Source organism: Sphingomonas echinoides (assembly GCF_029623395.1).
GTDB classification, from domain to species: domain Bacteria; phylum Pseudomonadota; class Alphaproteobacteria; order Sphingomonadales; family Sphingomonadaceae; genus Sphingomonas; species Sphingomonas echinoides_A.
Genome location: NZ_JAPYKK010000001.1, coordinates 1 through 23,208, shown reverse-complemented (window position 1 = coordinate 23,208; position 23,208 = coordinate 1). Strand labels below are relative to the sequence as shown.

The window sequence follows — 23,208 nt, the reverse complement described above, 5'->3', positions numbered from 1 at the left end:
GGCCCCTCTCTCGGAACGCCGGCATTCGCGCAAGGTGCTCCTTACGTCTGGCCCTAGGAAGCGCCCAACTTCCAGTCCCATCCCAGCGCATCGCCGTCCATCACCTCGACCCCCGCCGCCGCGAGCGAATCGCGAATCGCATCCGAAGCCGCGAAGTCCTTGTCGATTCTGGCCTGCTTGCGTTCCGCGATCCGCACGTCGATCGTTCCTTCGTCGATCGTCGCACTCCCCGGACGCAACCGCATTTCCGCCCTCGTCAGTTCGGCGAGGCGCAACCCCAGCACCGCATCGAAATCGGCGATCGCGCCGATCCGCACCGTCGGCGACAGCTTCTTGTCCGCGATCAGTTCGTCCAGCACGGTCAGCGCGCGCGGCGTATTGAGGTCGTCCGCGACCGCTTCCTCGAGCCGCGCCAGATACAGTTCGGCATCGCCCTTGAGCGTCCCGTCGTCGCGTCCGCGCAACGCATCCAGCGCGATCACCAGCCGCTTGAGCCGAGTCAGCGCCGCCGCGAGATTGTCCCAGGTGAACTCCAGTTCGCTGCGATAGTGCGCCTGCAGGCACATCAGCCGATAGGCGAGCGGGTGGAACCCGGCGTCGACCAGCGTCTGCAACCGCAGGAATTCGCCGGTCGACTTGGACATCTTGCCGCCGCGATCTACGAGGAAGTTGTTGTGCATCCAGATTCGCGCGCCCGTGTCCTCGCACGAACAGAACGCCTGGTTCTGCGCGATCTCGTTGGGATGGTGGATCTCGCGGTGGTCGATCCCGCCGGTATGGATGTCGAACGGATGCCCGAGATGCTTGAGGCTCATCACCGAGCATTCGAGGTGCCACCCCGGCGCGCCCTTGCCCCACGGCGAGTCCCATTCCATCTGGCGCTGCTCGCCCGGGGGAGAGCGCCGCCAGATCGCGAAGTCGGCGGCATTGCGCTTGCTCGACACCGGGTCGATCCGGCTCTCACCCTGATCGGTTGTCGCCCGCGCGAGCGCACCATAATGCGGCACCTTGCTCGTATCGAAATACAACCCGCCGTCGATGAGATAGCAGTCGCGCTCGATCTTCTGCGCGAAGGCGATCATCTCGTTGATGTGGTCGGTCGCGACGGTCCATTCGGCGGGCGGCTCGATATTGAGCCGCGCGACGTCGTCCTTGAACGCGGCGGTATAATGCGCGGCGATGTCCCAGATCGACTTGGCCTGCGCGGCGGCGGCCTTTTCCATCTTGTCGTCGCCCGCGTCCGCGTCGCTCGTCAGATGGCCGACGTCGGTGATGTTGATGACGTGCTTGGTCGGCCAACCCTTCCAGCGAATCACCCGCCCCAGCGTGTCCGCGAACAGGAACGCGCGCATGTTGCCGATGTGCTGATAGTTATAGACGGTCGGGCCACAGGTGTAGATCCGCACGACATGCGGGTCGATCGGCGCGAAGGGCTCTAGCGTTCGCGTCAGGCTGTTATATAGGGTAAGCGGTGTTCCGGTCATGCCGTTCGCTTAGCGAGGGGAGGGCCGGCAAGTCACGTAAAAGCTGTGCCACGGGTTGAAACTTACAACCCAGCCGTGTAGGGCGCACGCCTTGCGACGCGGACCTGATGTTCGCGGCGGCGCTTTTCTATCGATTCGGAGCTGTTCGGGTTTATGCAAATCATCGTTCGCGACAACAATGTCGACCAGGCGCTGCGCGCGCTCAAGAAGAAGCTGCAGCGCGAAGGCGTTTACCGCGAAATGAAGTTGCGCCGGCATTACGAGAAGCCGAGCGAGAAGCGCGCCCGCGAGCGTGCCGCTGCCGTTCGTCGCGCGCGCAAGCTCGAGCGTAAGCGCATGGAGCGTGACGGAGCACGGTAACACCGTAACTTCGGGCGGGTCGTGATTGGCCCGCCAGTCTCTCTTCTACTGACCCGACCGCCCACCTGGGAGCGCCCATGTCGATCACCGCTGTTCCGCTGAAGCCCGTCAAGCGGCGTGTGTTGGTGTATCTGTGGGCCGGCATCGCGGTGGCCGCGGTTGGCGCTGCGGCGCTGGCGGTGCAGACCCCGGTTGATCCGGCAGCGACCTTCCTCTCGCACAATGCGCAGAAGAAGGGCGTCAAGCAGACGCCGTCGGGCCTGCAATATCAGGTGCTGACGCCGGGCACCGGTGCCCCGCCGACCGACCAGGACGTCGCGCTCGTCAATTACGAGGGCAAGTTCGTCGACGGAACGGTGTTCGACAAGAGCCAGCGTCCGTTCCCGGTGCCGCTTGGCGAGCATCAGGTCGTTCCCGGGTTCGAGGAAGCGCTGTCGCTGATCCCCAAGGGCGGCAAATACCGCGTGTGGATCAAGCCTAGCCTTGCCTATGGCGACACCGCGCGTCCGGGGATGCCGGCGCATTCCACGCTGGTGTTCGACATCGAGATGCTCGATTTCCTGTCCAAGGCCGCGGTCCAGCAGCTTCAGCAGCAGCAAATGATGCAGCAGCAGATGATGCAGGGCGGCGGCGCTCCTGGCGGCATGCCGCCAGGCGGAATGCCGGGTGCGCCTGGTGGCGTTCCGGGCGGAGCCCCGGGTGGAGCTGTGCCGCAGGGCAACTGAGCGCTTCGACACATTGCCAATGATACCAGAACCCCGGCTTTGGTCGGGGTTTTTGGCGTTTGAGGTCGGTCGCTAACGCCGTCATTCCCGGGAAGGCGAGCGTTCTGAAAAACCGTCCGTCATCCTGAACTTGTTTCAGGATCCAGCCCTCCGCGAGTCCGGACGATGCCTGTTCCGCGGTGGATGCTGAAACAAGTTCAGCATGACGGAAGCCTTTGGAGGCGCGGAGTGACGGTTAGTAGGGGGGCGGGCGAGCCCAACCCCCAGTGCGTCAGCCGTCGTCGCCCATTCGCAGCGCGGCGATGAACGCTTCCTGCGGGATGCTGACCGAGCCGTACTCGCGCATCTTCGCTTTGCCCTTCTTCTGCTTTTCCAGCAGCTTCTTCTTGCGCGTCGCGTCGCCGCCATAGCATTTTGCGGTCACGTCCTTGCGCATCGCGCTGATCGTCTCGCGCGCGATCACCTTGCCGCCGATCGCCGCCTGGATCGGGATCTTGAACAGATGGCGCGGGATCAGGTCCTTCAACCGCTCGACCATCCCGCGCCCGCGCACTTCTGCGGTGCCGCGGTGGACGATCATCGACAGCGCGTCGACCGGCTCCTCGTTGACGAGGATGCTCATCTTGACGAGATCGCCCTCGCGATAGCCGATCTGATGGTAATCGAAGCTGGCATAACCCTTCGACATCGACTTCAGCCGATCGTAGAAATCGAACACCACTTCGTTGAGCGGCAGCTCGTAGGTCGCCTGCGCGCGGCCGCCGACATAGGTCAGGTTCTTCTGGATACCGCGGCGATCCTGGCACAGCTTCAATACGCTGCCGAGATATTCGTCGGGGACGTAGATCGTCGCCTCGATCCACGGCTCGCTGATCGTCGCGATCTTGTTGGGCTCGGGCATGTCGGCGGGGTTGTGCAACTCGATTTGCGTCGTGCCCGCAGGATCGGGGTGGGTCAGCTCGATCTCGTACACCACCGACGGCGCAGTCGTGATCAGGTCGAGGTCATATTCGCGCGTCAGGCGCTCCTGAATGATCTCCAGGTGGAGCAGTCCCAAGAACCCGCAGCGGAAGCCGAAGCCCAACGCCGCCGAGGTTTCCATCTCGAACGAGAAGCTCGCATCGTTGAGGCGCAACTTGCTGATGCTCTCGCGCAGTTTCTCGAAGTCGTTGGCGTCGACCGGGAACAGCCCGCAGAACACCACCGGCTGGACTTCCTTGAAGCCCGCCAGTGCTTCCAAAGCCGGACGCTTCGCATCGGTGATCGTGTCGCCGACGCGAGTCTGCGCGACCTCTTTAATCTGCGCGGTGATGAAGCCCATCTCGCCCGTGCCGAGCTCGGTCAGCTGCTCGATCTTGGGGCGGAAACACCCGACCCGGTCGACCAGGTGCATCGTGCCGGTCTGCATGAACTTGATCTGCTGACCCTTCTTAAGGACGCCGTCGATCACGCGGACAAGGATGACGACGCCGAGATACGGATCGTACCAGCTGTCGACCAGCATCGCCTTGAGCGGTGCCTCGGGATCGCCCTTGGGCGGTGGGATCTTGGTGACGATCGCCTCGAGGATGTCCTCGATGCCGATCCCCGACTTGGCGGACGCAAGCACCGCGCCGGACGCGTCGATGCCGATCACGTCCTCGATTTCCTTGCGGACCTTTTCGGGCTCGGCGGCGGGGAGATCGATCTTGTTGATGACGGGCACGATCTCGTGGTCATGCTCGATCGACTGATAGACGTTGGCCAAGGTCTGCGCCTCGACGCCCTGCGCCGCGTCGACCACGAGCAGCGCGCCCTCGCACGCGGCGAGGCTGCGGCTCACTTCATAGGCGAAGTCGACATGCCCCGGAGTGTCCATCAGGTTGAGGACGTAATCGAGACCGTCCTTGGCGCGATAGGCGAGGCGCACGGTCTGCGCCTTGATCGTGATCCCGCGCTCCTTCTCGATGTCCATATTGTCGAGCACCTGCTCGGACATTTCGCGCGCGGTCAGGCCGCCGGTTTGCTGGATCAGCCGGTCGGCGAGGGTCGACTTGCCATGGTCGATATGGGCGATGATCGAAAAATTGCGGATGCGGTCAAGCGGGGTGGTCATGCTTGCGGCGATAGCATGCGCACAGGGCAACGCAACATGGGCGATTCGTCAGGAACCGATTGCCGCTGGCGGAACAAAAGGGGGCGAGCTAGGCTTTGCAAAACATCGCCAGGAGAATCCGCATGAAGCTCGCTCGCCCCTATGCTGCCGCCGCCCTTGCTCTGGCCGCGACCGTCGCGCTCGCAGCGCCCGCCACCGCCGCGCTGAAAGTCGGGGCCAAGGCACCCGATTTTTCCACGCAGGGCGCGCTCGGGGGCAAACCGTTCACCTTCTCGCTCGCGGCGGCGCTCAAGAAGGGGCCGGTGGTCGTGTATTTCTTCCCCGCCGCCTTCACCGCGGGCTGCACGATCGAGGCGCACAAGTTCGCCGAAGCCGCGGCCGACTTCAAGAAGGCGGGCGCGACGCTGGTCGGGCTGACGGCGGGCGGGATCGACAAGATCGATGCATTCTCGAAGGAAGAATGCCGCAGCGCCTTCCCGGTCGCCGCCGCCACGCCGCCGATGATCACGAATTACGACGTGTCCTATGCCGCGGGTTCGAAGATCACGAGCCGCACGTCCTACGTCATCGCGCCGACCGGCGAGGTGATCTACGAACTGACGCAGAACAACCCGGTCGGTCATGTCGAAGGTACGCTCGCTGCGGTTCGCGACTGGCGCGCGAAGCACAAGGGCTGACCGTGTCGCAACCACCCCGGCGAAGGCCGGGGTGGTTGCGAAGGTCACGGTAACGAAGCGCGCGGCCTACAGCGGGACGTGCACAATGGACGCCGCATGTCGCCGTGGGGGCGTACACACGCCGGCATGATTTCGGGGAAGACCGCCTCGAGCCCATTCGGGCGAAGCGATCGCTGCAATGGTCGGGGCGATAGGATTCGAACCTACGACCCCTGGACCCCGAGACCAGTGCGCTACCAGACTGCGCCACGCCCCGACACATTGCAGGGGCGAGCGGTTAGCCGGGGAGGGGCACCCTAGCAAGCGAAAAGTTGCGCCGACCCCGCAATTGCGCCGGGATCATATCCGGGCGTCGAGCATCTCAGCGATCGTGGCGAACTTTTCGCGCGGGGCACCGTCGCGTGCGCGGGTGACTTCCGCGGCTTCGATCTTCTGCCAGTCGCGGAAAGTGACGATGTCTATGTCGCGCTCGGTCAGCACCGAATCGAGGCCCGCGCGACCCGCCTTCTGGCTGCCGCGCGCAATGTCGGCCGCAATCAGGTCCGCGATCGCAAAGCCGTCGGGCCGGTTGGTGCCGATCGTACCCGTCGGACCGCGCCTCGCCCAGCCGACCGCGTACAACCCCGGCGCGATTCGCCCATCGACATTGGCAAAGCGGCCAAGCGCGTCGTCATACGGCACCCCCGCGATCGGGGGCGTGCGGTATCCGATGCAGCTGACCACCAGGGTCGCGGGAAGCGCATATTCCTCGCCCGTGTCGACCAGCCGTCCGGACTCGTCGAGTCGGGTGCGCGCAACGATCACGCGCTCGGCGTGGGTGGCGCCTTCGACGCGGACGGGGCGCGCGAAAAAGTCGAACACGATCCGGACCGGTTTGTCCTGTTGGGGTTGCGCAAAGTCGCGCAGATGCGTGACCGCCTTGCGCATTCCGGGGTCGAGTGCGGCGTCGTCCGCGAGCGGCGGCAAGTCCGCCGGATCGACCAGCGGGACCGCACGCGTCAGATGTGCCAGTTCCCCCAGTTCCTTGGGCGTCATCGCGATCTGATGCGGTCCGCGCCGGGCAAGCAGCGTGACCGTGGCGTGTTCCGCGGCGCGCAGCCGGTCGAGCGCGTGGCCGACGATGTCGGATCCGCCGAATTCGGCCTCGGTCTTCGCCAGGATCCGCGCGACGTCGAGCGCGACGTTCCCCGCGCCGACGACGACCGCGTCGAGCCCGCCGATCGGCGGATCGAGCGCCGCGAAATCCGGGTGGCCGTTATACCAGCCGACGAATGCGGCGGAGCCGATCACGCCGGGCAGATCGTCGCCGGGCACGCCCAAAGGCTTGTCGGCGGGCGCGCCGGTGGCGAGCACGACCGCGTCGTACAGGTCCAGCAATTCGGGCACCGATACCGCCTCACCGACCGAGACGTTGCCGACGAACCGCACCGTATCGCTCAGCGCGACCGCTTCGTACCGCCGCGCCACCGCCTTGATCGATTGGTGGTCGGGCGCGACGCCGCTGCGGATCAGCCCGTAGGGAACAGGCAGCCGATCGATGATATCGACGCGGCAGTCGTCCCCGAACGCTTTCTGGCATGCCTCCGCGGTGTAATATCCTGCCGGTCCGGAACCGACGATCGCGATGTGACGCATTGGGTTCGCTCTCCTGCCCGATGATCGTAACCGGAAGCGACCGGGGAGCAAGCGGTTAACCTTATGAGGTTAACGCCTGACAGATGACATCAATGTCACCTTGGCGTCGCGCTAACGCCATGCGAAAGCGGCGATGCGATCGTGAACGATCGTGACGGATGAGAACATTTCAGGGGATGCCTCGCCGATGAGCCGCGCACCAATTTTCTATGACGCCTCGGGTCGCCGGCGGCGTCGCTTTGCGATGGCGGTCGCGGCCTTCGTCCTGCTCGTGTTGCTGTCGATCGCTGCGCTGAGCGTGTCGATCGGCGTGGTTCCGGCGCCGCCGTTGCTCCCGGTCGAAGCGGAACATGTGGCCTATACCAAGCTGCCCCCGCCGCACGATCCGCTGCTCAAGCGCGCACGGCGCGACATCGTCGATTACGCGCGCCTCATGGGTGCGGCCCCCCCACGCGGGGTCGGCGCGGCGGTCGATCAGCCGCTGGCGATCGGCTTTCACGTGCCGTGGGATGAATCGAGCGTCGCCTCGCTGCGGCGGCATATCAACGATCTCGACTGGCTGATCCCGGGGTGGGTTTCGGTCACGGGCACGAACCACGACATATCCGTGTTTCGCGATACGGCGGGGCGCGAGATCATCAACCGCTCGACGCACCGCCCGCTGCTCCTGCCGATGATCCAGAACGCCAAGGACGGCGTCTGGGATGCGAAAGGCATGGAAGCGCTGTTGCGCTCGGCGCCGCAGCGCAAGGCGTTCCTCGACAAGCTCGAGCCGTGGCTGGTGCGCAACCGTGCGGGCGGCGCGTTCTTCGATTTCGAGGAACTAAGCCCGCGCGGCCAGGAGGACTTCCGCACCTTCCTGCGCGAAGCCAAGGCGCGCTTCGCCAAGCGCAATTGGGTCATCGCAATCGCGGTGCCGATCGGCGCGGCGGACGACGAGGGGGGATGGAACATCAAATCCTTCGCCGCGATCGTCGATCGCGTCTTCCTGATGGCGTATGACGAACACGAGACCAGCGGCGATTCGGGCCCGATCGCGTCGCAGGGATGGTTCGAACGCTCGGTCGCGCGTGCGGTGAAGGGCGTGCCGCGCAACAAGATCGTCGTCGCGATCGGCAGCTACGGATACGACTGGCACGACGGCGGCGGCGAACCGCTGCCGATCGACGAAGCGTGGCAGGCCGCGCGGGAGTCGAGCGCGATGCCGGTCTTCGATAAGGCCAGCGGCAACACCGGCTTTGCGTATATGGAAGGGAGCCACCGCCACGTCGTCTGGCTGCTCGACGCGGCGTCCGCCTACAACCAGATGAAATTCCTCAGCCGTGTCGGATTGAACGGCGTCGCGGTGTGGCGGCTCGGCGCGGAGGACCCATCGCTATGGTCGATCTTCGGGCGGTCCCATCGCAGTCTGCCTGCTCCCTCTGCGATCAACGCGATCCCGGCGGGTACCGATGTCGATATCGAGGGCAGCGGCGAGATCCTGAAGATTGCGGGTGTCCCCGTTGCAGGTGTGCGCCAAGCGGTCGCCGGCCGGAACGGCGGGATCGCGGATGTCCATTTCGTGACCTTGCCGTCGCCCTATATCGTCGCGCGAACGGGGTATCGTCCGGGATTGCTCGCACTCACTTTCGATGACGGACCCGACCCCGTGTGGACGCCGCGGATCCTCGACGTCCTGAAGGAGAGGAACGCACCGGCTACGTTCTTCGTGATCGGCGAGAACGCGCTGACCCAACGCCGCCTGCTCGAACGGATGATCCGCGAGGGGCATGAGATCGGCAGCCATACCTACACCCATCCCAACCTGGCGGGTTCGTCCGAAACCGAAACGCGTTTTCAGCTCAACACCACGCAGCGGCTGTTCCAGGCGTTTACCGGCCATTCGCTCCGTCTGTTCCGCGCACCTTATTTCGGCGATGCCGAGCCGACCACGGCGGACGAAATCTCGCCGGCGTTGCAGGCGCAGAATCTCGGGTACATATCGGTCGGGCTTCACGTCGATCCGGATGACTGGAAACGACCGGGGACACAGGCGATCATCGACCGGACCGTTGCGGACGTGACCGATCCGGCGGGCCGTTGCACCGACGACGATGAACCGCAGTGCAGCCGCAACATCATTCTGCTGCACGATTCGGGCGGGGACCGGTCGCAGACGCTCGCCGCTCTGCCGCAGATCATCGATCAACTGCGCGCCAAGGGCTATCGCTTCGTTCCGGTGTCGGAACTCGCCGGCATCCCGCGCGACGTGGCGATGCCGCCGATCTCCAAGAGCGAGCAGGTGACCGCGCAGTTCAACCTGTTCATCTTCAGCGCGCTCGGCGGGATCGTCGTCGCGCTCGGCTGGATCTTCTTCTTCGCGATCTCGATCGGGATCGCACGCGCGGTCATCCTGTCGGCCCTTGCGTTGATCCAGGCGCGTCGGGAGAGCCGGATGGTGTTCCCGCCGATCGACCCCGACACGTTCGTCACGGTGATGATCCCCGCGTTCAACGAGGAACTGGTGATCGAACGTGCGGTCCGGGGCGTGCTCGCGTCGACCGACGTGCGGATCGAGGTGATCGTGATCGATGACGGATCGTCCGACGCGACGAGCGCCGTGGTCGACGCCGCGTTCGCGCATGACCCGCGCGTCAAATTGCTCACGCTCGAAAACGGCGGCAAGGCGCGCGCGCTCAATCGCGCGCTGGATCTGGCGACCGGCGAGATCGTCATCGCGCTCGATGCCGATACGCAGTTCGAGCCGACCACGATCGCGCGTCTGGCGCGCTGGTTCGTCGATCCGACGCTCGGCGCGGTCGCGGGCAACGCCAAGGTCGGCAACCGCGTCAACCTGCTGACGCGGTTCCAGGCGGTCGAATATATCACCGCGCAGAACCTCGAACGCCGCGCGCTCGCACGGCTCGACGCGATGGCGGTGGTGCCGGGCGCGGTCGGCGCATGGCGTCTGGCGGCGATCAAGCAGGTCGGCGGTTATCCCGACGATACGCTCGCCGAGGACCAGGACTTGACGATCGCGATCCAGCGCGCCGGGTGGAAGGTCACCTATGACCAATATGCGGTTGCCTGGACCGAGTCGCCCGAAACGATCAAGGGCCTCGCCAAACAGCGGTTCCGCTGGGCGTTCGGCACGCTGCAATGCCTGTGGAAGCACGGCAGCATCATGGCGACGGGCAAGCCGCGCGGGCTCGCGCGCGTGGGGTTGCCGCAGGCGATCCTGTTCCAGATCGTCTTTGCGGCGATCTCACCGATCATCGATCTCGCGCTGATCGTCAGCTTCGTGATGACCTATCTCGCGGTGCTGGCGCATGGCTGGGCGCAGACCCAGCATGACGTCGAGAAGATGCTGATCTACTGGCTGGTGTTCACGCTGATTGACCTGCTCGCCGCGATCGTCGCGTTCGCGCTCGAGCGGCGCGAGGACTGGCGGCTGTTGTGGCTGCTGATCCCGCAGCGCTTCGGCTATCGCCAGATCATGTATTACGTGGTGCTCAAGGCGATCACCCAGGCGTTGCGCGGCCCGCGGGTCGGCTGGGGCAAGCTGGTGCGGACCGGTCGGGTGAACGTGTAAGCCGGGCTTACTCGACCCGCTCCACGTTAAGCCCGCGGTCGCGGAGCAGGGCGATGACCGAGCCCGGCCCGACCAGATGCCCCGCGCCGACCGCGACCAGCACGCGGCCGGGGCGCGCCATCCGCCCGACGATCGCGCGCTCCCAGCGGCGGTTGCGCTGGTCGATCAGCGCGTCCGCGATCGCGCGGTCCTGGCGGACGGGATCGAGCGTGGCGGACAGCTTCGCCGCGTCGCCCTTGATCCAGGCGGCGAGGAGCGGGCGATACCCCTGCTCCGGGTCGATCGCATCGCGCGCCGCATCCAGCAGCAACCGCCGCTGCGACGCCTCGGGCAAGCGATCGAACAGGTGGAGCTGTCCCTCGCGTGATTCGAGCGCACCGATCGTCTTGCCCGCGAACCGCTGCGTCAGCACCGCCTCGACCCCGTCGTCGGCGGACGCCTGGCTGACATGCCCCGCACCCGCGCCGATTACCAGCGCGGCGGCCCAGGTCTTGTACCCGTCGAGATCGGCGGCGGACTGGCTCGCCGCGGCAATGCCCTGCTTTAAGAGCGCGCGATCCGCGGGCGCGACGCGATCGAGCAGCGCGGGCAGGCCGCGTTGCCGGGCAAGCGTTTCAAACTGCTCGTGCGCACTAGCGCTCGCCACCGGTGGCACTTCGAGCACCAGCGTGTCCGCCGCCCCGATCGCGCGCTCCACTTCGGGTGTCTGCCATTGCACCTTGGGGGGCAGCGCGTGGATCGTCCCGATCAGCCAGATCGTCGTATCCGCATCCGACACCTGCCACAGCGCGGGCCGCGCCGGCGTCGGCGGTGTCTGGTCGCATCCCGCCAGCAGCAGCGCGAACGTAAGGCCGAAGCGCCGGATCAATAGCGGATGCGCACGGCTTTGAGATGACGCTTCGCCAGTTGCACCTGCACGCTGTCGCGCCCCGCAAGATGCCCCGCGCCGACCGCGATGAACACCGTCCCCGGCTTTTTCATCCGTTCGGAGATCCACGCCGCCCAGCGCTTGTTCCGCTCGACCAGCAGGATCCGGTACAGATTGGGCTGGCTCGTCAGGTCCTCGTTCATCAGCGCGCTCAGGCCCTCGGCGTCGCCCGCTTTCCAGCGGTCGAGCATCGCGTTGATCATCCCGTCGAACTTGTCGATGTCCTGCACGCTCGACACGAGGAAGGCGATCTGGTCCGCCTGCGACAGCGCGTGGAAATAACCAAGCTGCTGCTGCAGCGTCTCGAGCCCCGTGATCGGCTTGCCCGCGGCGGTGGCGGCGGCGGAGAGGGCGGCTTCCGCACCGTCCGCCGCGCTGAACCCGGCCTTTTGCAACGCCAACTGGGAGAGCGTGACCGCGACGAACCACGGCTCGAACTTCTCGACCGCGGCGGGCGGGATGCCGAGCTTGGTCATCGCGGCGGCATAAGCGGCGCGGTCACCCGCGTTGAGCTTCTGCATCAACGGCACCCCCGACGTGTCGGTCGCGAGCGGCAGCATCACGGCCTGCGCGGTCGCGGGATCGGGGAGGGGGATTTCGAGGATCAGCTGCCCGCTCGCATCGAACGCCTTGCGCACCGCCGAATCGAACCAGCCGAGATGTGGTTTGAGCGCGTGGATCGTCCCGAACAGATACACCGTCGTATCCTTGTCCTTGACCACCCACAGGGCGGGATCGGCAGGAACCGTGGCGGCGCGGGGGGTTGCGGGCATCTGCACCGGCGCGGGTGCCGTCTGCGCGACCGCGCCGCCGCTCAGCAACAGCGCGGTGAGCGCAAGAAAGGGGCGGGTGAAGGTCATTGCGAAGCGTCCCGATGCGTGTCCGGCGAATGGTCGCCGCCCTACCCCCTAAACCGGCGCGGGTTAACAGCTTTCCGATGAGGCGTTGACCCCCTTGCTGCGCTGCGCCAAAGCCCTGCCTATCATGACCGACCGCCCGATGAGCTTCCAGCGGATGATCCTAACGCTCCATGACTATTGGAGCGATAGGGGATGCCTGATCCTGCAACCCTATGACATGGAAATGGGGGCGGGGACCTTCCACACCGCCACGACGCTGCGCGCGCTCGGCCCCAAGCCGTGGAACGCCGCCTTCGTCCAGCCGTGCCGCCGCCCGACCGACGGCCGTTATGGCGAGAACCCCAACCGGCTACAGCATTACTATCAGTATCAGGTGATCCTGAAGCCGAGCCCGGCCGATTTGCAGGAGCTGTACCTCGGCTCGCTCGCGGCGATCGGGATCGATTTCACGAAGCATGACATCCGCTTCGTCGAGGATGACTGGGAGTCGCCGACGCTCGGCGCCTGGGGTCTCGGCTGGGAAGTGTGGTGCGACGGGATGGAAGTCACCCAGTTCACCTATTTCCAGCAGATGGGCGGGTTCGACATGAAGCCCGTCGCGGGCGAGCTGACCTACGGGCTCGAGCGGCTCGCGATGTATATCCAGGACAAGGACAGCGTCTACGACCTCGCGTTCAACGACGCGGGCGTGACCTACGGCGAGGTGTTCCACGAGAATGAGGTCGAGATGTCGACCTGGAATTTCGAAGTGGCGGACACCGACAGCCTGTTCGATTCGTTCCGCAAGCATGTCGCGGAATGCGAGAACAGCCTCGCGGCGGGGCTGCCGATCCCGGCCTATGAGCAGGCGATCAAGGCGAGCCACGTGTTCAACCTGTTGCAGGCGCGCGGGGTCATCTCGGTCGCCGAGCGGCAGGCGTATATGGGGCGGGTGCGCGATCTCGCGAAGGGCAGCTGCCAGGCGTGGATCGAAAAGCACACACCGGCGTGGCAGGAAGCCTATCCGGGGTGGACCGCATGATCCGCGCCGCAGGCGTTATCTCTTTTAGTGCCTTTGTGGCTTTGTTCGGGAAGAAGGGTTTTCTCGCACAAAGCCACAAAGGCACGAAGACGCTGCGCTTCGTGTCCGCCGGTCGGTCTGCTTCCGGTTTTGCGATGGAGCTGCGCTCGGCCTTTAGCGCTGACGACCGTCGACTTCTCCGCCTTCTTCCCTTCGTGTCTTTGTGCCTTTGTGCGAGCCAATCCTTCTCCACGACTGCGCATAACCTCCCAACGGTGCCCGCATGACCGATTTCCTCCTCGAACTCCGCTCGGAAGAAATCCCCGCCCGGATGCAGGACCGCGCGCGCGAGGATCTCGCCAAGCAGTTCGCCGCCGAACTGGCGAAAGCCGGTCTTGCCGCGACCGAGCTCGTCACCTACGCGACGCCGCGCCGCCTCGCGCTGATCGCGCGCGGGCTCCCGACCGAGACCGCCGCGGTGTCCGAGGAAACCAAGGGCCCCAAGGCGAGCGCCCCCCCGCAGGCGCTCGAAGGCTTCCTCCGCAAGACCGGCCTTACGCGCGAGCAACTGGTCGAGCGCGACGGCGTGCTGTTCGCGGTGGTCGACAAGCCCGGTCGCGCGACCGCCGGCGTGCTCGCCGAGGCAATCCCTGCGATGATCCGCGCCTTCCCCTGGCCCAAGGCGATGCGCTGGGGCGGGGCGTCGACCACGATGGAATCGCTGCGCTGGGTCCGCCCGTTGCAGGGGATCGTCGCGCTGTTCGGCGAGGAGATCGTGCCCGTCGAGATCGCCGGCATCACCAGCGGTGCCGCCACCGTCGGGCATCGTTTCCATCATCCGGGAATCATCACGATCGGCTGGGCGGACGATTATGTCGAGAAGCTGCGCGCTTGCCATGTGATCGTCGACCAGGCCGAACGCCGCCAGATCATCGCGCTCGGCGCGACGATGGCCGCGCGCAAGGCCGGACTCGAGCTGGTCCAGGACGAAGGGCTGCTGACCGAGAATGCCGGGCTCACCGAATGGCCGGTGCCTTTGTTGGGGCGCTTCGATGCTGCGTTCCTCAGCGTCCCGCCCGAGGTCATCCAGCTGACCGCGCGCGTGAACCAGAAGTATTTCGTGTGCCGGGATGCCGATGGCGCGCTGGCGGATGCGTTCGTCTGCACCGCCAATATCGATGCGGTCGATGGCGGCGCGAAGATCGTCGAGGGCAACCGCAAGGTGCTCGCGGCACGGCTGTCGGATGCGAAGTTCTTTTACGAGACCGATCTGAAGGTGCCGCTCGAGGCGCAGGCGGAGAAGCTTGACCGGATCGTGTTCCACGAGAAGCTCGGCACGGTCGCGGACAAGGTCGCGCGTGTGGCGAAGCTGGCGAGATGGCTGGTCGAAGAGGGCATCGTTTCTTCTAAGCCCCTCCCCTTCAGGGGAGGGGTTGGGGGTGGGGCCGTGCCTGCTTCCGACGGCCAGATTGCTGAACTGCCCCACCCCAACCCAGTGGCGGGTCGATCAGGCTCCCAGCCTGATCTGAACCGCGCGGGGCGCGGTTCACCCGCCACTCCTGAAGGGGAGGGGCTAAAGGAAGAGCTCGCCAACCTCGCGCACCGCGCAGCCCTGCTCTGCAAGGCGGATCTCGTCACCGGCATGGTCGGCGAATTCCCCGAGCTGCAAGGCCTGATGGGCGGCTATTACGCCGCCGCGCAAGGCGAAGACCCCCGCGTCGCAGCCGCAATCCGCGATCACTACAAGCCGGTCGGGCAGGGCGATGACGTGCCGACCGATCCGGTGACGGTGGCGGTTTCGCTGGCGGATAAGCTGGATACGATCGCTGCGTTTTTCGCCGTTGGTGAGAAACCGACAGGATCCAAAGATCCGTTCGCGCTTCGTCGTGCTGCACTGGGCGTGATATCGACCGTGCTAACGGGCAATATTCGGTTTGCGCTGAACGATGCTGTTGCCGCTGCTACGTGGCAGTGGCCTATGGCGAGTGTTCGAAACCCAGTTGGTCGCGCGGCCGAACGCTTTGACGAACTTCGGCGACTTTTGAACCCGGATGCCAAAGCGGCTGAGACATTTTTCAGAGCTGAATTGGAAGCGGCTGCCGAGGAGGTCGAGCAGGACGAGATCAAGGTATCTGAGAGATTGGCCAAGTCGGTTGTTGCGACGGTCGACTTCTTCGCCGACCGCCTCAAGGTCCAGCAACGCGAAGCTGGCGTCCGGCACGACTTGATCGACGCGGTGTTCGCGCTCGGTGGGGAGGACGATCTCGTCCGCCTGCTCGCCCGCGTCCATGCATTGCAGAAGTTCATCGGCACCGAGGACGGCACCAACCTGCTCGCAGGCTACAAGCGTGCCGCGAATATCCTGAAGAAAGAGGGCGTCCCTTCTTCTCCCTCTCCCCTCCGGGGAGAGGGTCGGGGAGAGGGGGACGCATCAACCAGCGTTCCGCTCGAAACCGCAGCACAGCCCCTCTCCCCACAGAAAGCGCTGTCCTACACCCCCGAACCAGCAGAAACTGCGCTCGCCACCGCGCTCGACTCCGCCGAACCCGCCGCCACCGCGGCGATCGCGCGCGAGGATTTCGAGGCCGCGATGGCCGCGCTTGCCAGCTTGCGCGCACCGATCGATACGTTCTTTGAAACCGTGATCGTCAACGACCCCGTGCCCGAAAAGCGCACGGCCCGTCTCGCTTTGCTCGACCGGGTTCGTGCTGCGGTGCACAATGTGGCAGACTTTTCGCGGATCGAGGGATGATGCAATCGCTTTACGCCTAACCTTAGCCTAACCTTCCAATCGCCTCCCCAGCGAATTCAACCTGTTAGAGGGAAGACGCATGACTCAGTACGTATACCGCTTCGGCGGCGGGGTGTCCGATGGGGGCAAGGGCGACCGGAATTTGCTGGGGGGCAAGGGCGCGAATCTGGCGGAGATGGCGTCGATCGGCCTGCCGGTCCCGCCGGGCTTCACGATTTCGACCGATTTCTGCGCTGTCTATTACGATGAGGGCGGCCAGTTCCCGCAGGGCCTGCGCGACGAAGTCGCGACCGGGATCGCGCATATCGAGGGCATCACCGGCAAGGTGTTCGGCGATGCCGCCGATCCGCTGCTCGTCTCTGTCCGGTCGGGCGCGCGCGCCTCGATGCCGGGGATGATGGACACCGTCCTCAACCTCGGGCTCAACGACCAGACCGTCGAGGGCCTCGCGACCACCTCGGGCGACGCGCGCTTCGCGTGGGACAGCTACCGCCGCTTCATCCAGATGTATTCCGACGTGGTGCTCGAGCTCGACCACGGCGCGTTCGAGGAAGCGCTGGAAATCGCCAAGGAAGATCGCGGCTATTTCCTCGATACCGATCTCAGCGCGGACGATCTGCGCGGCCTCGTCGCCGAATATAAGGGCCTGGTCGAGCAGCAATGGGGCAAGCCCTTCCCGCAGGACGTGCACGACCAGCTCTGGGGCGCGGTCGGTGCGGTGTTCGGTTCGTGGCAGTCGGAGCGCGCAAAAGTCTATCGCCGCCTCAACGACATCCCGGCAAGCTGGGGGACCGCGGTCAACATCCAGGCGATGGTGTTCGGCAACATGGGCGAGACCTCGGCAACCGGCGTCGCCTTCACCCGCGACCCCTCGATCGGCACGCGCGCTTATTACGGCGAGTTCCTGATCAACGCGCAGGGCGAGGACGTCGTCGCCGGCATCCGCACCCCGCAATATCTCACCGTCGCCGCGCGCGAAGCCGCCGGTGCCAAGCCCGCCTCGATGGAAGAGGCGATGCCCGAAGTGTACGGCGAGCTGGCGAAGGTGTTCGACTTGCTCGAGACGCATTACCGCGACATGCAGGACATCGAATTCACGGTGCAGCAGGGCAAGCTGTGGATGCTCCAGACGCGTTCGGGCAAGCGCACCGCCAAGGCCGCGCTCAAGATCGCGGTCGACATGGCGAACGAGGGGCTGATCACGCGCGAGGAAGCGGTCGCGCGGATCGATCCGATGGCGCTCGATCAGCTGCTCCACCCGACGCTCGACCCCACGGCGACGCGCGACGTGCTGACCAAGGGGTTGCCCGCCTCGCCGGGTGCGGCGTCGGGATACGCCGTTTTCGACAGCGATACGGCGGAAAAGCGCGCCAACGCTGGTGATTCGGTGATCCTAATCCGCACCGAAACGTCGCCTGAGGACATTCACGGGATGCACGCTGCGCGCGGTATCCTCACCGCCCGCGGCGGGATGACCAGCCACGCGGCCGTCGTCGCACGCGGCATGGGGCGGCCGTGCGTCTCGGGCGCTGGCTCGATCGCGATCGACGCCAAGGCGGGCACGATGCGCGTCGGCGATCGCACGATCAAGGCGGGCGACATGGTGACGATCGACGGCACCACCGGCGAGGTGATGGCGGGCGAAGTCCCGACCGTGCAGCCCGAATTGTCGGGCGATTTCGCGGCGTTGATGGTGTGGGCGGATGGCGTGCGGCGCCTCAAGGTCCGCGCCAATGCCGAGACCCCGCTCGACGCCAAGGTCGCGCGCGAGTTCGGTGCGGAGGGTATCGGTCTGTGCCGGACCGAGCACATGTTCTTCGATGCACAGCGGATCACCGATGTCCGCCAGATGATTTTGGCCGAGGACGAAGCGGGCCGCCGCGCCGCGCTCGACAAATTGCTGCCCGAACAGCGCAGCGACTTCGTCCAGCTGTTCGAAGTGATGGCCGGGCTTCCGGTGACGATCCGCCTTCTCGATCCGCCACTGCACGAATTCCTCCCGCACGAGGAAGCCGAATTCGCCGAGGTCGCACGATCGGCGGGGATCGACATCGCGGTGCTCAAGCGCCGCGCGGCGGAACTGCACGAATTCAACCCGATGCTCGGGCATCGCGGGTGCCGGCTGGGCGTGACCTATCCCGAAATCTACGAGATGCAGGCGCGCGCGATCTTCGAGGCGGCGGTCGACGTCGCGCAGCGGTCGGGCGCGGCGCCGATTCCCGAGGTGATGATCCCGCTGGTCGGCACCCGGCGCGAGCTCGAATTGATGAAGACGGTGGTCGACAAGGCCGCGCAGGCGGTGTTCGCAGCGACCGGCACGACACTCGACTATCACGTCGGTACGATGATCGAGCTCCCGCGCGCCTGCCTGATGGCGGGCGAGATCGCCGAGGTCGGCGCGTTCTTCTCGTTCGGAACCAACGACTTGACCCAGACCACGCTAGGCGTGAGCCGTGACGATGCGGCGCGCTTCCTGAGCACCTATGTCGAGCGCGGGATCTATGCACGCGACCCGTTCGTCAGCCTCGACGTCGAGGGTGTCGGACAGCTGATCGCGCTCGCGGCAGAACGCGGGCGCGCGACGCGGCCGGATATCAAGCTCGGCATCTGCGGGGAGCATGGCGGCGATCCGGCGAGCATCGCCTTCTGCGAGACGGTCGGGCTCGATTACGTCTCGGCCTCGCCGTACCGCGTCCCGATCGCGCGACTGGCGGCGGCGCAGGCGGCGCTGGCCAAGCGCGCCTGAAGCAAGGGGTGGGGGGCGTCGTTCCCCCCACTTCTTCGGTGCGACGGTTCGGTCTTACATCCTGTCGCGTGGCGGCAAAGGGCCGGACTCCCGCAGTGCTGCGATCGTCCGATCCGCGTCCGCCAGCTCGGTGCGGAGCATCTCAATCTCGCGGTTCTGCTCGGCGACGCGCTCGTCGGCGGCGCGCAGATGGCCTTCCGTCTCTTGCCGATAGACCATATTGCGCGCCGATTCGTCCTGCAACTGGCGTTTGTACTTCCGCGTGCCCGGTGCGCTGGCATAGCCGATCAGCCAGCCTGCTACCAAAATCACGGCGAGCAGGACGAACTGTTGGGGTGTCGTAAATGGCATGGCGCGTCTCCTGCTACAAAGCGGTGACGACGACCCTGACCGTTCGACAAGCACGTCGCAAGTGCTTCTATTTGAACGCGTCCGCGATCGAGCACGCGGCGGGGCCGAGGATGACGATGAACAGCGTCGGCAGGATGAACAGGATCAGCGGGATCGTCATGATTGCGGGCAGCCGTGCCGCCTTCTCCTCCGCGCGCATCATCCGCTCGTTGCGGAATTCGGCCGAAAGCACGCGCAAGGCGGACGCGAGCGGGGTCCCGTATTTTTCGGTCTGCACCATGGTGGTGACCACGCCCTTGACCGCGTCGAGCTTGACCCGCGAGGCGAGGTTTTCGAACGCCTGCCGCCGTTCCGCGAGGAACCCGAGCTCGATCGCGGTCAGCGTGAATTCGTCGCCGAGTTCGGGGTATGCCTTGCCCAGTTCGCGCGCGACACGGTTGAACGCAGCGTCGACGGTCAGGCCCGCCTCCGCGCAGATCACCAGCAGGTCGAGCGCATCGGGCAACCCCTTTTGGATCGCCTGCGATCGCTTGGTGATCTTGTTGTCGAGATAGAGATCGGGCGCCTTGTACGACAGCACGAAGTTGGTCGCGACGATCGCGTACATCTTCCACGGCGTCCAGTTGGCGAAAATGCCGCTGCCGTAGACCAGGTACAGGACCAGCACGCCCCATGTCAGCGGCAGCACCAGCCGACCGAAAATGACCGCGACGGCGTATTCCTTCGACCGGATTCCCGCTTGCATCAGCTTGACCTGCGCGGCCTTGACCTGGCTGTCCTGGAGGACTTTCAGGCTCGACAACAGGGTCTTGATGCGGTCGGTCGTCTCGTTCTTGGTGACGAGCTTCGCGCGGCGCTTGGTCGACGCGGTGATCCCCGCCTTCAACTGCTCGCGCCGATCGTTGAGGGCCTTGACGCGCTTGGTCATCGGGTCGTTGACGGTGGTGACCGCGTAGAGGGCGAGCAAAACCATGAAGGCCGCGACCCCGGCGAGCAGAGTCGCCACGGTGTAGACGTCAAAGCCGAGAACCATCGGACCGGTGTGTGCAGGTGCCATCGTCAAATCTCGAAACTGACCATGCGGCTCATGATGAACGCGCCCATGCCCATCCACAGCATCCCGATCCCGCCGGTGACCATCAGGCGCTGATCGATGAAGAAATTCGCCATATACGGGGGGTTGATGATCCAGATCAGCGTGAAGACGATGAACGGCAACGACCCGACGATGTACGCCGACGCCTTCGATTCCGACGACATTGCGCGGATTTTGAGCTTCATTTGACCCCGCATGCGCAGGACCGTGGCAAGATTGGCAAGCGTTTCGGCCAGATTGCCGCCGGTTTCACGCTGAATCGCGATGGTAATGCAGAAGAACTGGAACTCGGGCGTGCCGAGCCGATCCGCGGTGTCCTGCAGGGCGGCGTCCATGGTCCGACCGATCTTCATCTTGTCGGTGATCGTCTTGAACTCGACGCCGACCGGCCCGTCGACTTCCTGCGCCACGACCGAGATCGTCTCGGTAATCGGCAGGCCGGATCGCAGGCCTCGGACGAGCAGTTCGATCGCGTCGGGAAACTTGGTGGTGAACTTGCCGATCCGGCGCTTGATTGTGAACCCGACCACCTTGTGCGGCACGCCCGCCCCGATCACGACGCCGACCAGCAGCGCAAGCAGGAACGGCAGCCCCAAGATCGCGAGCAGGAGCGTGACGCCGCTGACGGCAAGAAGCGTCGCCACGCCGTATTGACCGACCGTCCAGGTCTTGCCGGTCATCGCGAGCCGCTTCTTGAGCAGGGCGGGGTTGGGCAGGAAGCGTGCCGCGGCCAGATCCATGCGGTTGCTCCGCGCGGCTGAGATCCGGCGCAACTGCGCATCCGCCAGGACATTGCCCGTTTCACTGTGCCGTTCGCGCACAGCATCCAGGCGGCGCGACCCCGAGCGGTCCGCATTGGGCCCGGTGAAGGCAAACGCCATCAGCATCAGCACGACCAGCGCGCCCAGGCCCAGCGAAAGGATCGGGATGAGGTTCATGGCGCTGTCACACGCCCCGCATGGATGCGAACGCGGTCACTTTTTCTTGCCCGACTTGGAGAGCATCCCCTTCAGGTCGAACTTGCCGATCAGCGACGTGCCCTTGCTGCCCGCCGTCTTCTTGCCGCCGGTGTCGATCGACTGCGCGGAATCGCCGACCGCCATCAGATTGGCGGCAAGCTCCGTCAGCGGCTGAATCGTCTTGGAGGTCTTGCCGACTTCGGCGAGCGGCTTGCCCAGTTTCGCGGCTTGCGCGGCGAGCTTCTGATCGAACGGAATGGCGTAATCGATCTTGCGCTCGATCGACCCCTCGAAGTCCTTCCGACTGATTTCGAGCTGGGCCGCGACCTGCAGCTTGTTCGCGACCACCACGACCTGGGTCTGCGGCGCGTTGGTCTTGAGCCACGACAACAGCCGGATCGTGTCGCGTGCGGCCGCCAGCGTCAGTTCGGTCACGATCACCGCGACCTGGATGTCGGTCATCAGATGTGGGTGTTGCACCAGCATCCCGCGCGGCAAGTCGACGATCGTGCATTCGAACGCGGCGCGCATTTCTTCCTGCAACTGGTAAAACGCCGTGCCATCGGTCATCACCGGAACGCTGATCGGAGCTTCCGCGGACAGGACAGACAGCCGTTCACTGGCCTTCACCATCGCGCGTTCGATAAACAGGCCGTCGATCCGGCTCGGATTGTCGATCGCATCGGTCAGGCCGCGCCCGGGTTCAAGATCGAGCGCCAGCGCACCCGTGCCGAAATGCACGTCGAGGTCGAGCAGAGCGGTGGTCCGCGCGCCTTTCTCGCTCATCATCCACGCAATCGATGTTGCCAGGGTCGATGCCCCGACGCCGCCGCGGGCGCCGATGAAGCAAGTCGAGATATGCGGGCGTTCGGTTGTGGCTTCGACCGCCTTGGGCGCATTCAGCATCGCTTGGGCATGGCCGAACGCGTCGCGCAGCATGTCGGGGCTGAGCGGCTTGAGCAGATAATCCTGAATGCCGCTGACGACGAGCTCTCGGTACAGCCGGACGTCGTTGACCTGACCCGCAGCAATGACGACCGTGCCGGGTTCACACACTTCAGCTAACGCGTTGATGTCGTTGATCGGATCGCCGCTCTCGGACAGGTCGACGAACAGGATTTGCGGGGAGGCGGACACGGACAGCGACTGCACGGCGTTGCGCAGTCCGCCCTTGTTCACCTTTTCCGGTGCCCAGCCCATTTCGACCGCGACCGGGCGAAGCGTCTCGGCGGCGGTCTCGTCGCAGACATAGGCGGCGAAGGGGTCCCGCGACCCTATACGACCGGGGTTGAAGGGTGCGTTCATTTCTTGCTCCCGCCGCCGGTGCTTTCTGTCAGGATGGTGATGCCGCCGTTTCCGGTCGGCACCGCCTTGCGATAGGCGTCGATCGCGCGGTTCGACGTCGCCTGGTCGGTGATCGGGCGACCTACCTGCCCGCGCACCAGATCGCCCGGATTGGCGACCATCGCGGCGATGTTCGAATTGATCGCGCAGCCTTGATTGGACGAGGTGTTGCTCTCGAACTCGGGCGAGCGAACCCGGCTGAAATCGGGGCAGCCAGGGACCTTTGCGGACATTCGAGTCACGACGATCCGTGCCGTGCCGGGCGGGACCGGGGTATCGGTCAGCGGCACGTCGTTCGCCAGCAGCAGGCCGTAACGAGCGGTCTCGGCCGCGACCGTATCGCGGATCGCGCCGCCATCGCCGTCGGCGCTTTCGACTGCGATGGAATCGCCATAGCCAACCCTGAGCGACGCCATCCATCCGGCCAGCCGTTGCCGTTCGCCGGGGGCGAGGCCGTCGGGCGTGGTGGTGACGTCGAACGCATAGCTGGTCCGACTGACGACGGGCTGGTGGACCGATTCGAGCCCGCGATTCTGCGTCCCCGCGCAGCCGCTCACCAAGAGCAGGGCGGGCAGGAGAGCGGGGAGCAGGCCGGTCGCGATCGACCTTGCGCGCATATCCATGG

At 65.4% G+C, this 23,208-nt stretch carries 17 protein-coding genes and 1 tRNA gene; 7 read left to right on the top strand and 11 right to left on the bottom strand.

Annotated elements, in window-relative coordinates; all coding sequences use genetic code 11:
- Positions 1-53 precede the first annotated feature (53 nt).
- Positions 54-1,484, bottom strand: a complete 1,431-nt coding sequence (gene cysS, locus QBJ92_RS00090) for a cysteine--tRNA ligase (RefSeq protein WP_277967646.1) — start codon at positions 1,482-1,484, stop codon at positions 54-56.
- Positions 1,485-1,637: 153 nt separating this feature from the next.
- On the opposite strand from cysS, the gene rpsU reads away from it, so the two are divergent.
- Both rpsU and QBJ92_RS00080 read left to right on the top strand, forming a co-directional pair.
- The gene (rpsU, locus tag QBJ92_RS00085) at positions 1,638-1,844 is read left to right on the top strand and encodes a 30S ribosomal protein S21 (protein ID WP_010162663.1); all 207 of its coding nucleotides are present in this window, start codon (positions 1,638-1,640) and stop codon (positions 1,842-1,844) included.
- Between the two features lie 77 nt (positions 1,845-1,921).
- Positions 1,922-2,569, top strand: a complete 648-nt coding sequence (locus tag QBJ92_RS00080) for an FKBP-type peptidyl-prolyl cis-trans isomerase (RefSeq protein WP_277967645.1) — start codon at positions 1,922-1,924, stop codon at positions 2,567-2,569.
- Positions 2,570-2,840: 271 nt separating this feature from the next.
- On the opposite strand, the gene lepA is transcribed toward QBJ92_RS00080, so the two are convergent.
- A complete protein-coding gene (gene lepA / locus QBJ92_RS00075; RefSeq protein ID WP_277967644.1) occupies positions 2,841-4,664 on the bottom strand; it encodes a translation elongation factor 4 in 1,824 nt (607 codons plus the stop codon).
- Between the two features lie 122 nt (positions 4,665-4,786).
- On the opposite strand from lepA, the gene QBJ92_RS00070 reads away from it, so the two are divergent.
- Positions 4,787-5,341 carry a peroxiredoxin gene (locus tag QBJ92_RS00070; protein ID WP_277967643.1) on the top strand — a complete coding sequence of 185 codons (555 nt, stop codon included), beginning with the start codon at positions 4,787-4,789 and terminating at the stop codon, positions 5,339-5,341.
- Between the two features lie 179 nt (positions 5,342-5,520).
- Here the strand turns inward: QBJ92_RS00070 and QBJ92_RS00065 are convergent.
- Both QBJ92_RS00065 and QBJ92_RS00060 read right to left on the bottom strand, forming a co-directional pair.
- A tRNA-Pro gene (locus QBJ92_RS00065) sits at positions 5,521-5,597 on the bottom strand.
- 83 nt (positions 5,598-5,680) lie between these two features.
- Entirely contained in the window at positions 5,681-6,976 is a 1,296-nt protein-coding gene (locus tag QBJ92_RS00060; protein ID WP_277967642.1) for an FAD-dependent oxidoreductase, read from the bottom strand.
- A 187-nt stretch (positions 6,977-7,163) separates the two neighbouring features.
- Here QBJ92_RS00060 and QBJ92_RS00055 point away from each other — a divergent pair, with 187 nt between their 5' ends.
- A complete protein-coding gene (locus tag QBJ92_RS00055) occupies positions 7,164-10,547 on the top strand; it encodes a polysaccharide deacetylase family protein (protein ID WP_277967641.1) in 3,384 nt (1,127 codons plus the stop codon).
- A 7-nt stretch (positions 10,548-10,554) separates the two neighbouring features.
- Here the strand turns inward: QBJ92_RS00055 and QBJ92_RS00050 are convergent, their stop codons facing one another.
- A complete protein-coding gene (locus QBJ92_RS00050; RefSeq protein WP_277967640.1) occupies positions 10,555-11,415 on the bottom strand; it encodes a TraB/GumN family protein in 861 nt (286 codons plus the stop codon).
- A complete protein-coding gene (locus QBJ92_RS00045; RefSeq protein WP_277967639.1) occupies positions 11,412-12,335 on the bottom strand; it encodes a TraB/GumN family protein in 924 nt (307 codons plus the stop codon). Before QBJ92_RS00045 ends, QBJ92_RS00050 begins: the two co-directional genes overlap by 4 nt.
- A 124-nt stretch (positions 12,336-12,459) precedes the next feature.
- Here QBJ92_RS00045 and QBJ92_RS00040 point away from each other — a divergent pair, with 124 nt between their 5' ends.
- From QBJ92_RS00040 to ppdK, 3 genes are all read left to right on the top strand, one after another.
- The gene (locus QBJ92_RS00040) at positions 12,460-13,356 is read left to right on the top strand and encodes a glycine--tRNA ligase subunit alpha (protein ID WP_277967638.1); all 897 of its coding nucleotides are present in this window, start codon (positions 12,460-12,462) and stop codon (positions 13,354-13,356) included.
- Positions 13,357-13,618: 262 nt separating this feature from the next.
- Entirely contained in the window at positions 13,619-16,087 is a 2,469-nt protein-coding gene (glyS, locus tag QBJ92_RS00035) for a glycine--tRNA ligase subunit beta (RefSeq protein ID WP_277967637.1), read from the top strand.
- Between the two features lie 79 nt (positions 16,088-16,166).
- Positions 16,167-18,833 carry a pyruvate, phosphate dikinase gene (gene ppdK, locus QBJ92_RS00030; RefSeq protein WP_277967636.1) on the top strand — a complete coding sequence of 889 codons (2,667 nt, stop codon included), beginning with the start codon at positions 16,167-16,169 and terminating at the stop codon, positions 18,831-18,833.
- A 54-nt stretch (positions 18,834-18,887) separates the two neighbouring features.
- Here ppdK and QBJ92_RS00025 read toward each other — a convergent pair whose 3' ends face one another.
- The 5 genes from QBJ92_RS00025 to QBJ92_RS00005 form a co-directional block, all read right to left on the bottom strand.
- Positions 18,888-19,184, bottom strand: a complete 297-nt coding sequence (locus QBJ92_RS00025) for a hypothetical protein (RefSeq protein ID WP_277967635.1) — start codon at positions 19,182-19,184, stop codon at positions 18,888-18,890.
- 67 nt (positions 19,185-19,251) lie between these two features.
- Positions 19,252-20,241, bottom strand: a complete 990-nt coding sequence (locus QBJ92_RS00020) for a type II secretion system F family protein (RefSeq protein WP_277967634.1) — start codon at positions 20,239-20,241, stop codon at positions 19,252-19,254.
- Positions 20,242-20,243: 2 nt separating this feature from the next.
- Positions 20,244-21,218, bottom strand: coding sequence for a type II secretion system F family protein (locus tag QBJ92_RS00015; RefSeq protein ID WP_277967633.1), 975 nt, complete (start codon positions 21,216-21,218; stop codon positions 20,244-20,246).
- 36 nt (positions 21,219-21,254) lie between these two features.
- Positions 21,255-22,544: an AAA family ATPase gene (locus QBJ92_RS00010; RefSeq protein ID WP_277967632.1), complete on the bottom strand. Its 1,290-nt coding sequence runs from the start codon at positions 22,542-22,544 to the stop codon at positions 21,255-21,257.
- Entirely contained in the window at positions 22,541-23,206 is a 666-nt protein-coding gene (locus QBJ92_RS00005) for a CpaD family pilus assembly protein (protein WP_277967631.1), read from the bottom strand. Before QBJ92_RS00005 ends, QBJ92_RS00010 begins: the two co-directional genes overlap by 4 nt.
- Between the last annotated feature and the right edge of the window lie 2 nt (positions 23,207-23,208).

Excerpts from the sequence above, each read along its gene's own strand:
- cysS (WP_277967646.1), bottom strand. The coding sequence starts at position 1,484 with ATGACCGGAACACCGCTTACCCTATATAACAGCCTGACGCGAACGCTA.
- rpsU (WP_010162663.1), top strand. The coding sequence starts at position 1,638 with ATGCAAATCATCGTTCGCGACAACAATGTCGACCAGGCGCTGCGCGCG.
- QBJ92_RS00080 (WP_277967645.1), top strand. The coding sequence starts at position 1,922 with ATGTCGATCACCGCTGTTCCGCTGAAGCCCGTCAAGCGGCGTGTGTTG.
- lepA (WP_277967644.1), bottom strand. The coding sequence starts at position 4,664 with ATGACCACCCCGCTTGACCGCATCCGCAATTTTTCGATCATCGCCCAT.
- QBJ92_RS00070 (WP_277967643.1), top strand. The coding sequence starts at position 4,787 with ATGAAGCTCGCTCGCCCCTATGCTGCCGCCGCCCTTGCTCTGGCCGCG.
- QBJ92_RS00060 (WP_277967642.1), bottom strand. The coding sequence starts at position 6,976 with ATGCGTCACATCGCGATCGTCGGTTCCGGACCGGCAGGATATTACACC.
- QBJ92_RS00055 (WP_277967641.1), top strand. The coding sequence starts at position 7,164 with ATGAGCCGCGCACCAATTTTCTATGACGCCTCGGGTCGCCGGCGGCGT.
- QBJ92_RS00045 (WP_277967639.1), bottom strand. The coding sequence starts at position 12,335 with ATGACCTTCACCCGCCCCTTTCTTGCGCTCACCGCGCTGTTGCTGAGC.
- QBJ92_RS00040 (WP_277967638.1), top strand. The coding sequence starts at position 12,460 with ATGACCGACCGCCCGATGAGCTTCCAGCGGATGATCCTAACGCTCCAT.
- glyS (WP_277967637.1), top strand. The coding sequence starts at position 13,619 with ATGACCGATTTCCTCCTCGAACTCCGCTCGGAAGAAATCCCCGCCCGG.
- ppdK (WP_277967636.1), top strand. The coding sequence starts at position 16,167 with ATGACTCAGTACGTATACCGCTTCGGCGGCGGGGTGTCCGATGGGGGC.
- QBJ92_RS00025 (WP_277967635.1), bottom strand. The coding sequence starts at position 19,184 with ATGCCATTTACGACACCCCAACAGTTCGTCCTGCTCGCCGTGATTTTG.
- QBJ92_RS00020 (WP_277967634.1), bottom strand. The coding sequence starts at position 20,241 with ATGGCACCTGCACACACCGGTCCGATGGTTCTCGGCTTTGACGTCTAC.
- QBJ92_RS00015 (WP_277967633.1), bottom strand. The coding sequence starts at position 21,218 with ATGAACCTCATCCCGATCCTTTCGCTGGGCCTGGGCGCGCTGGTCGTG.
- QBJ92_RS00010 (WP_277967632.1), bottom strand. The coding sequence starts at position 22,544 with ATGAACGCACCCTTCAACCCCGGTCGTATAGGGTCGCGGGACCCCTTC.
- QBJ92_RS00005 (WP_277967631.1), bottom strand. The coding sequence starts at position 23,206 with ATGGATATGCGCGCAAGGTCGATCGCGACCGGCCTGCTCCCCGCTCTC.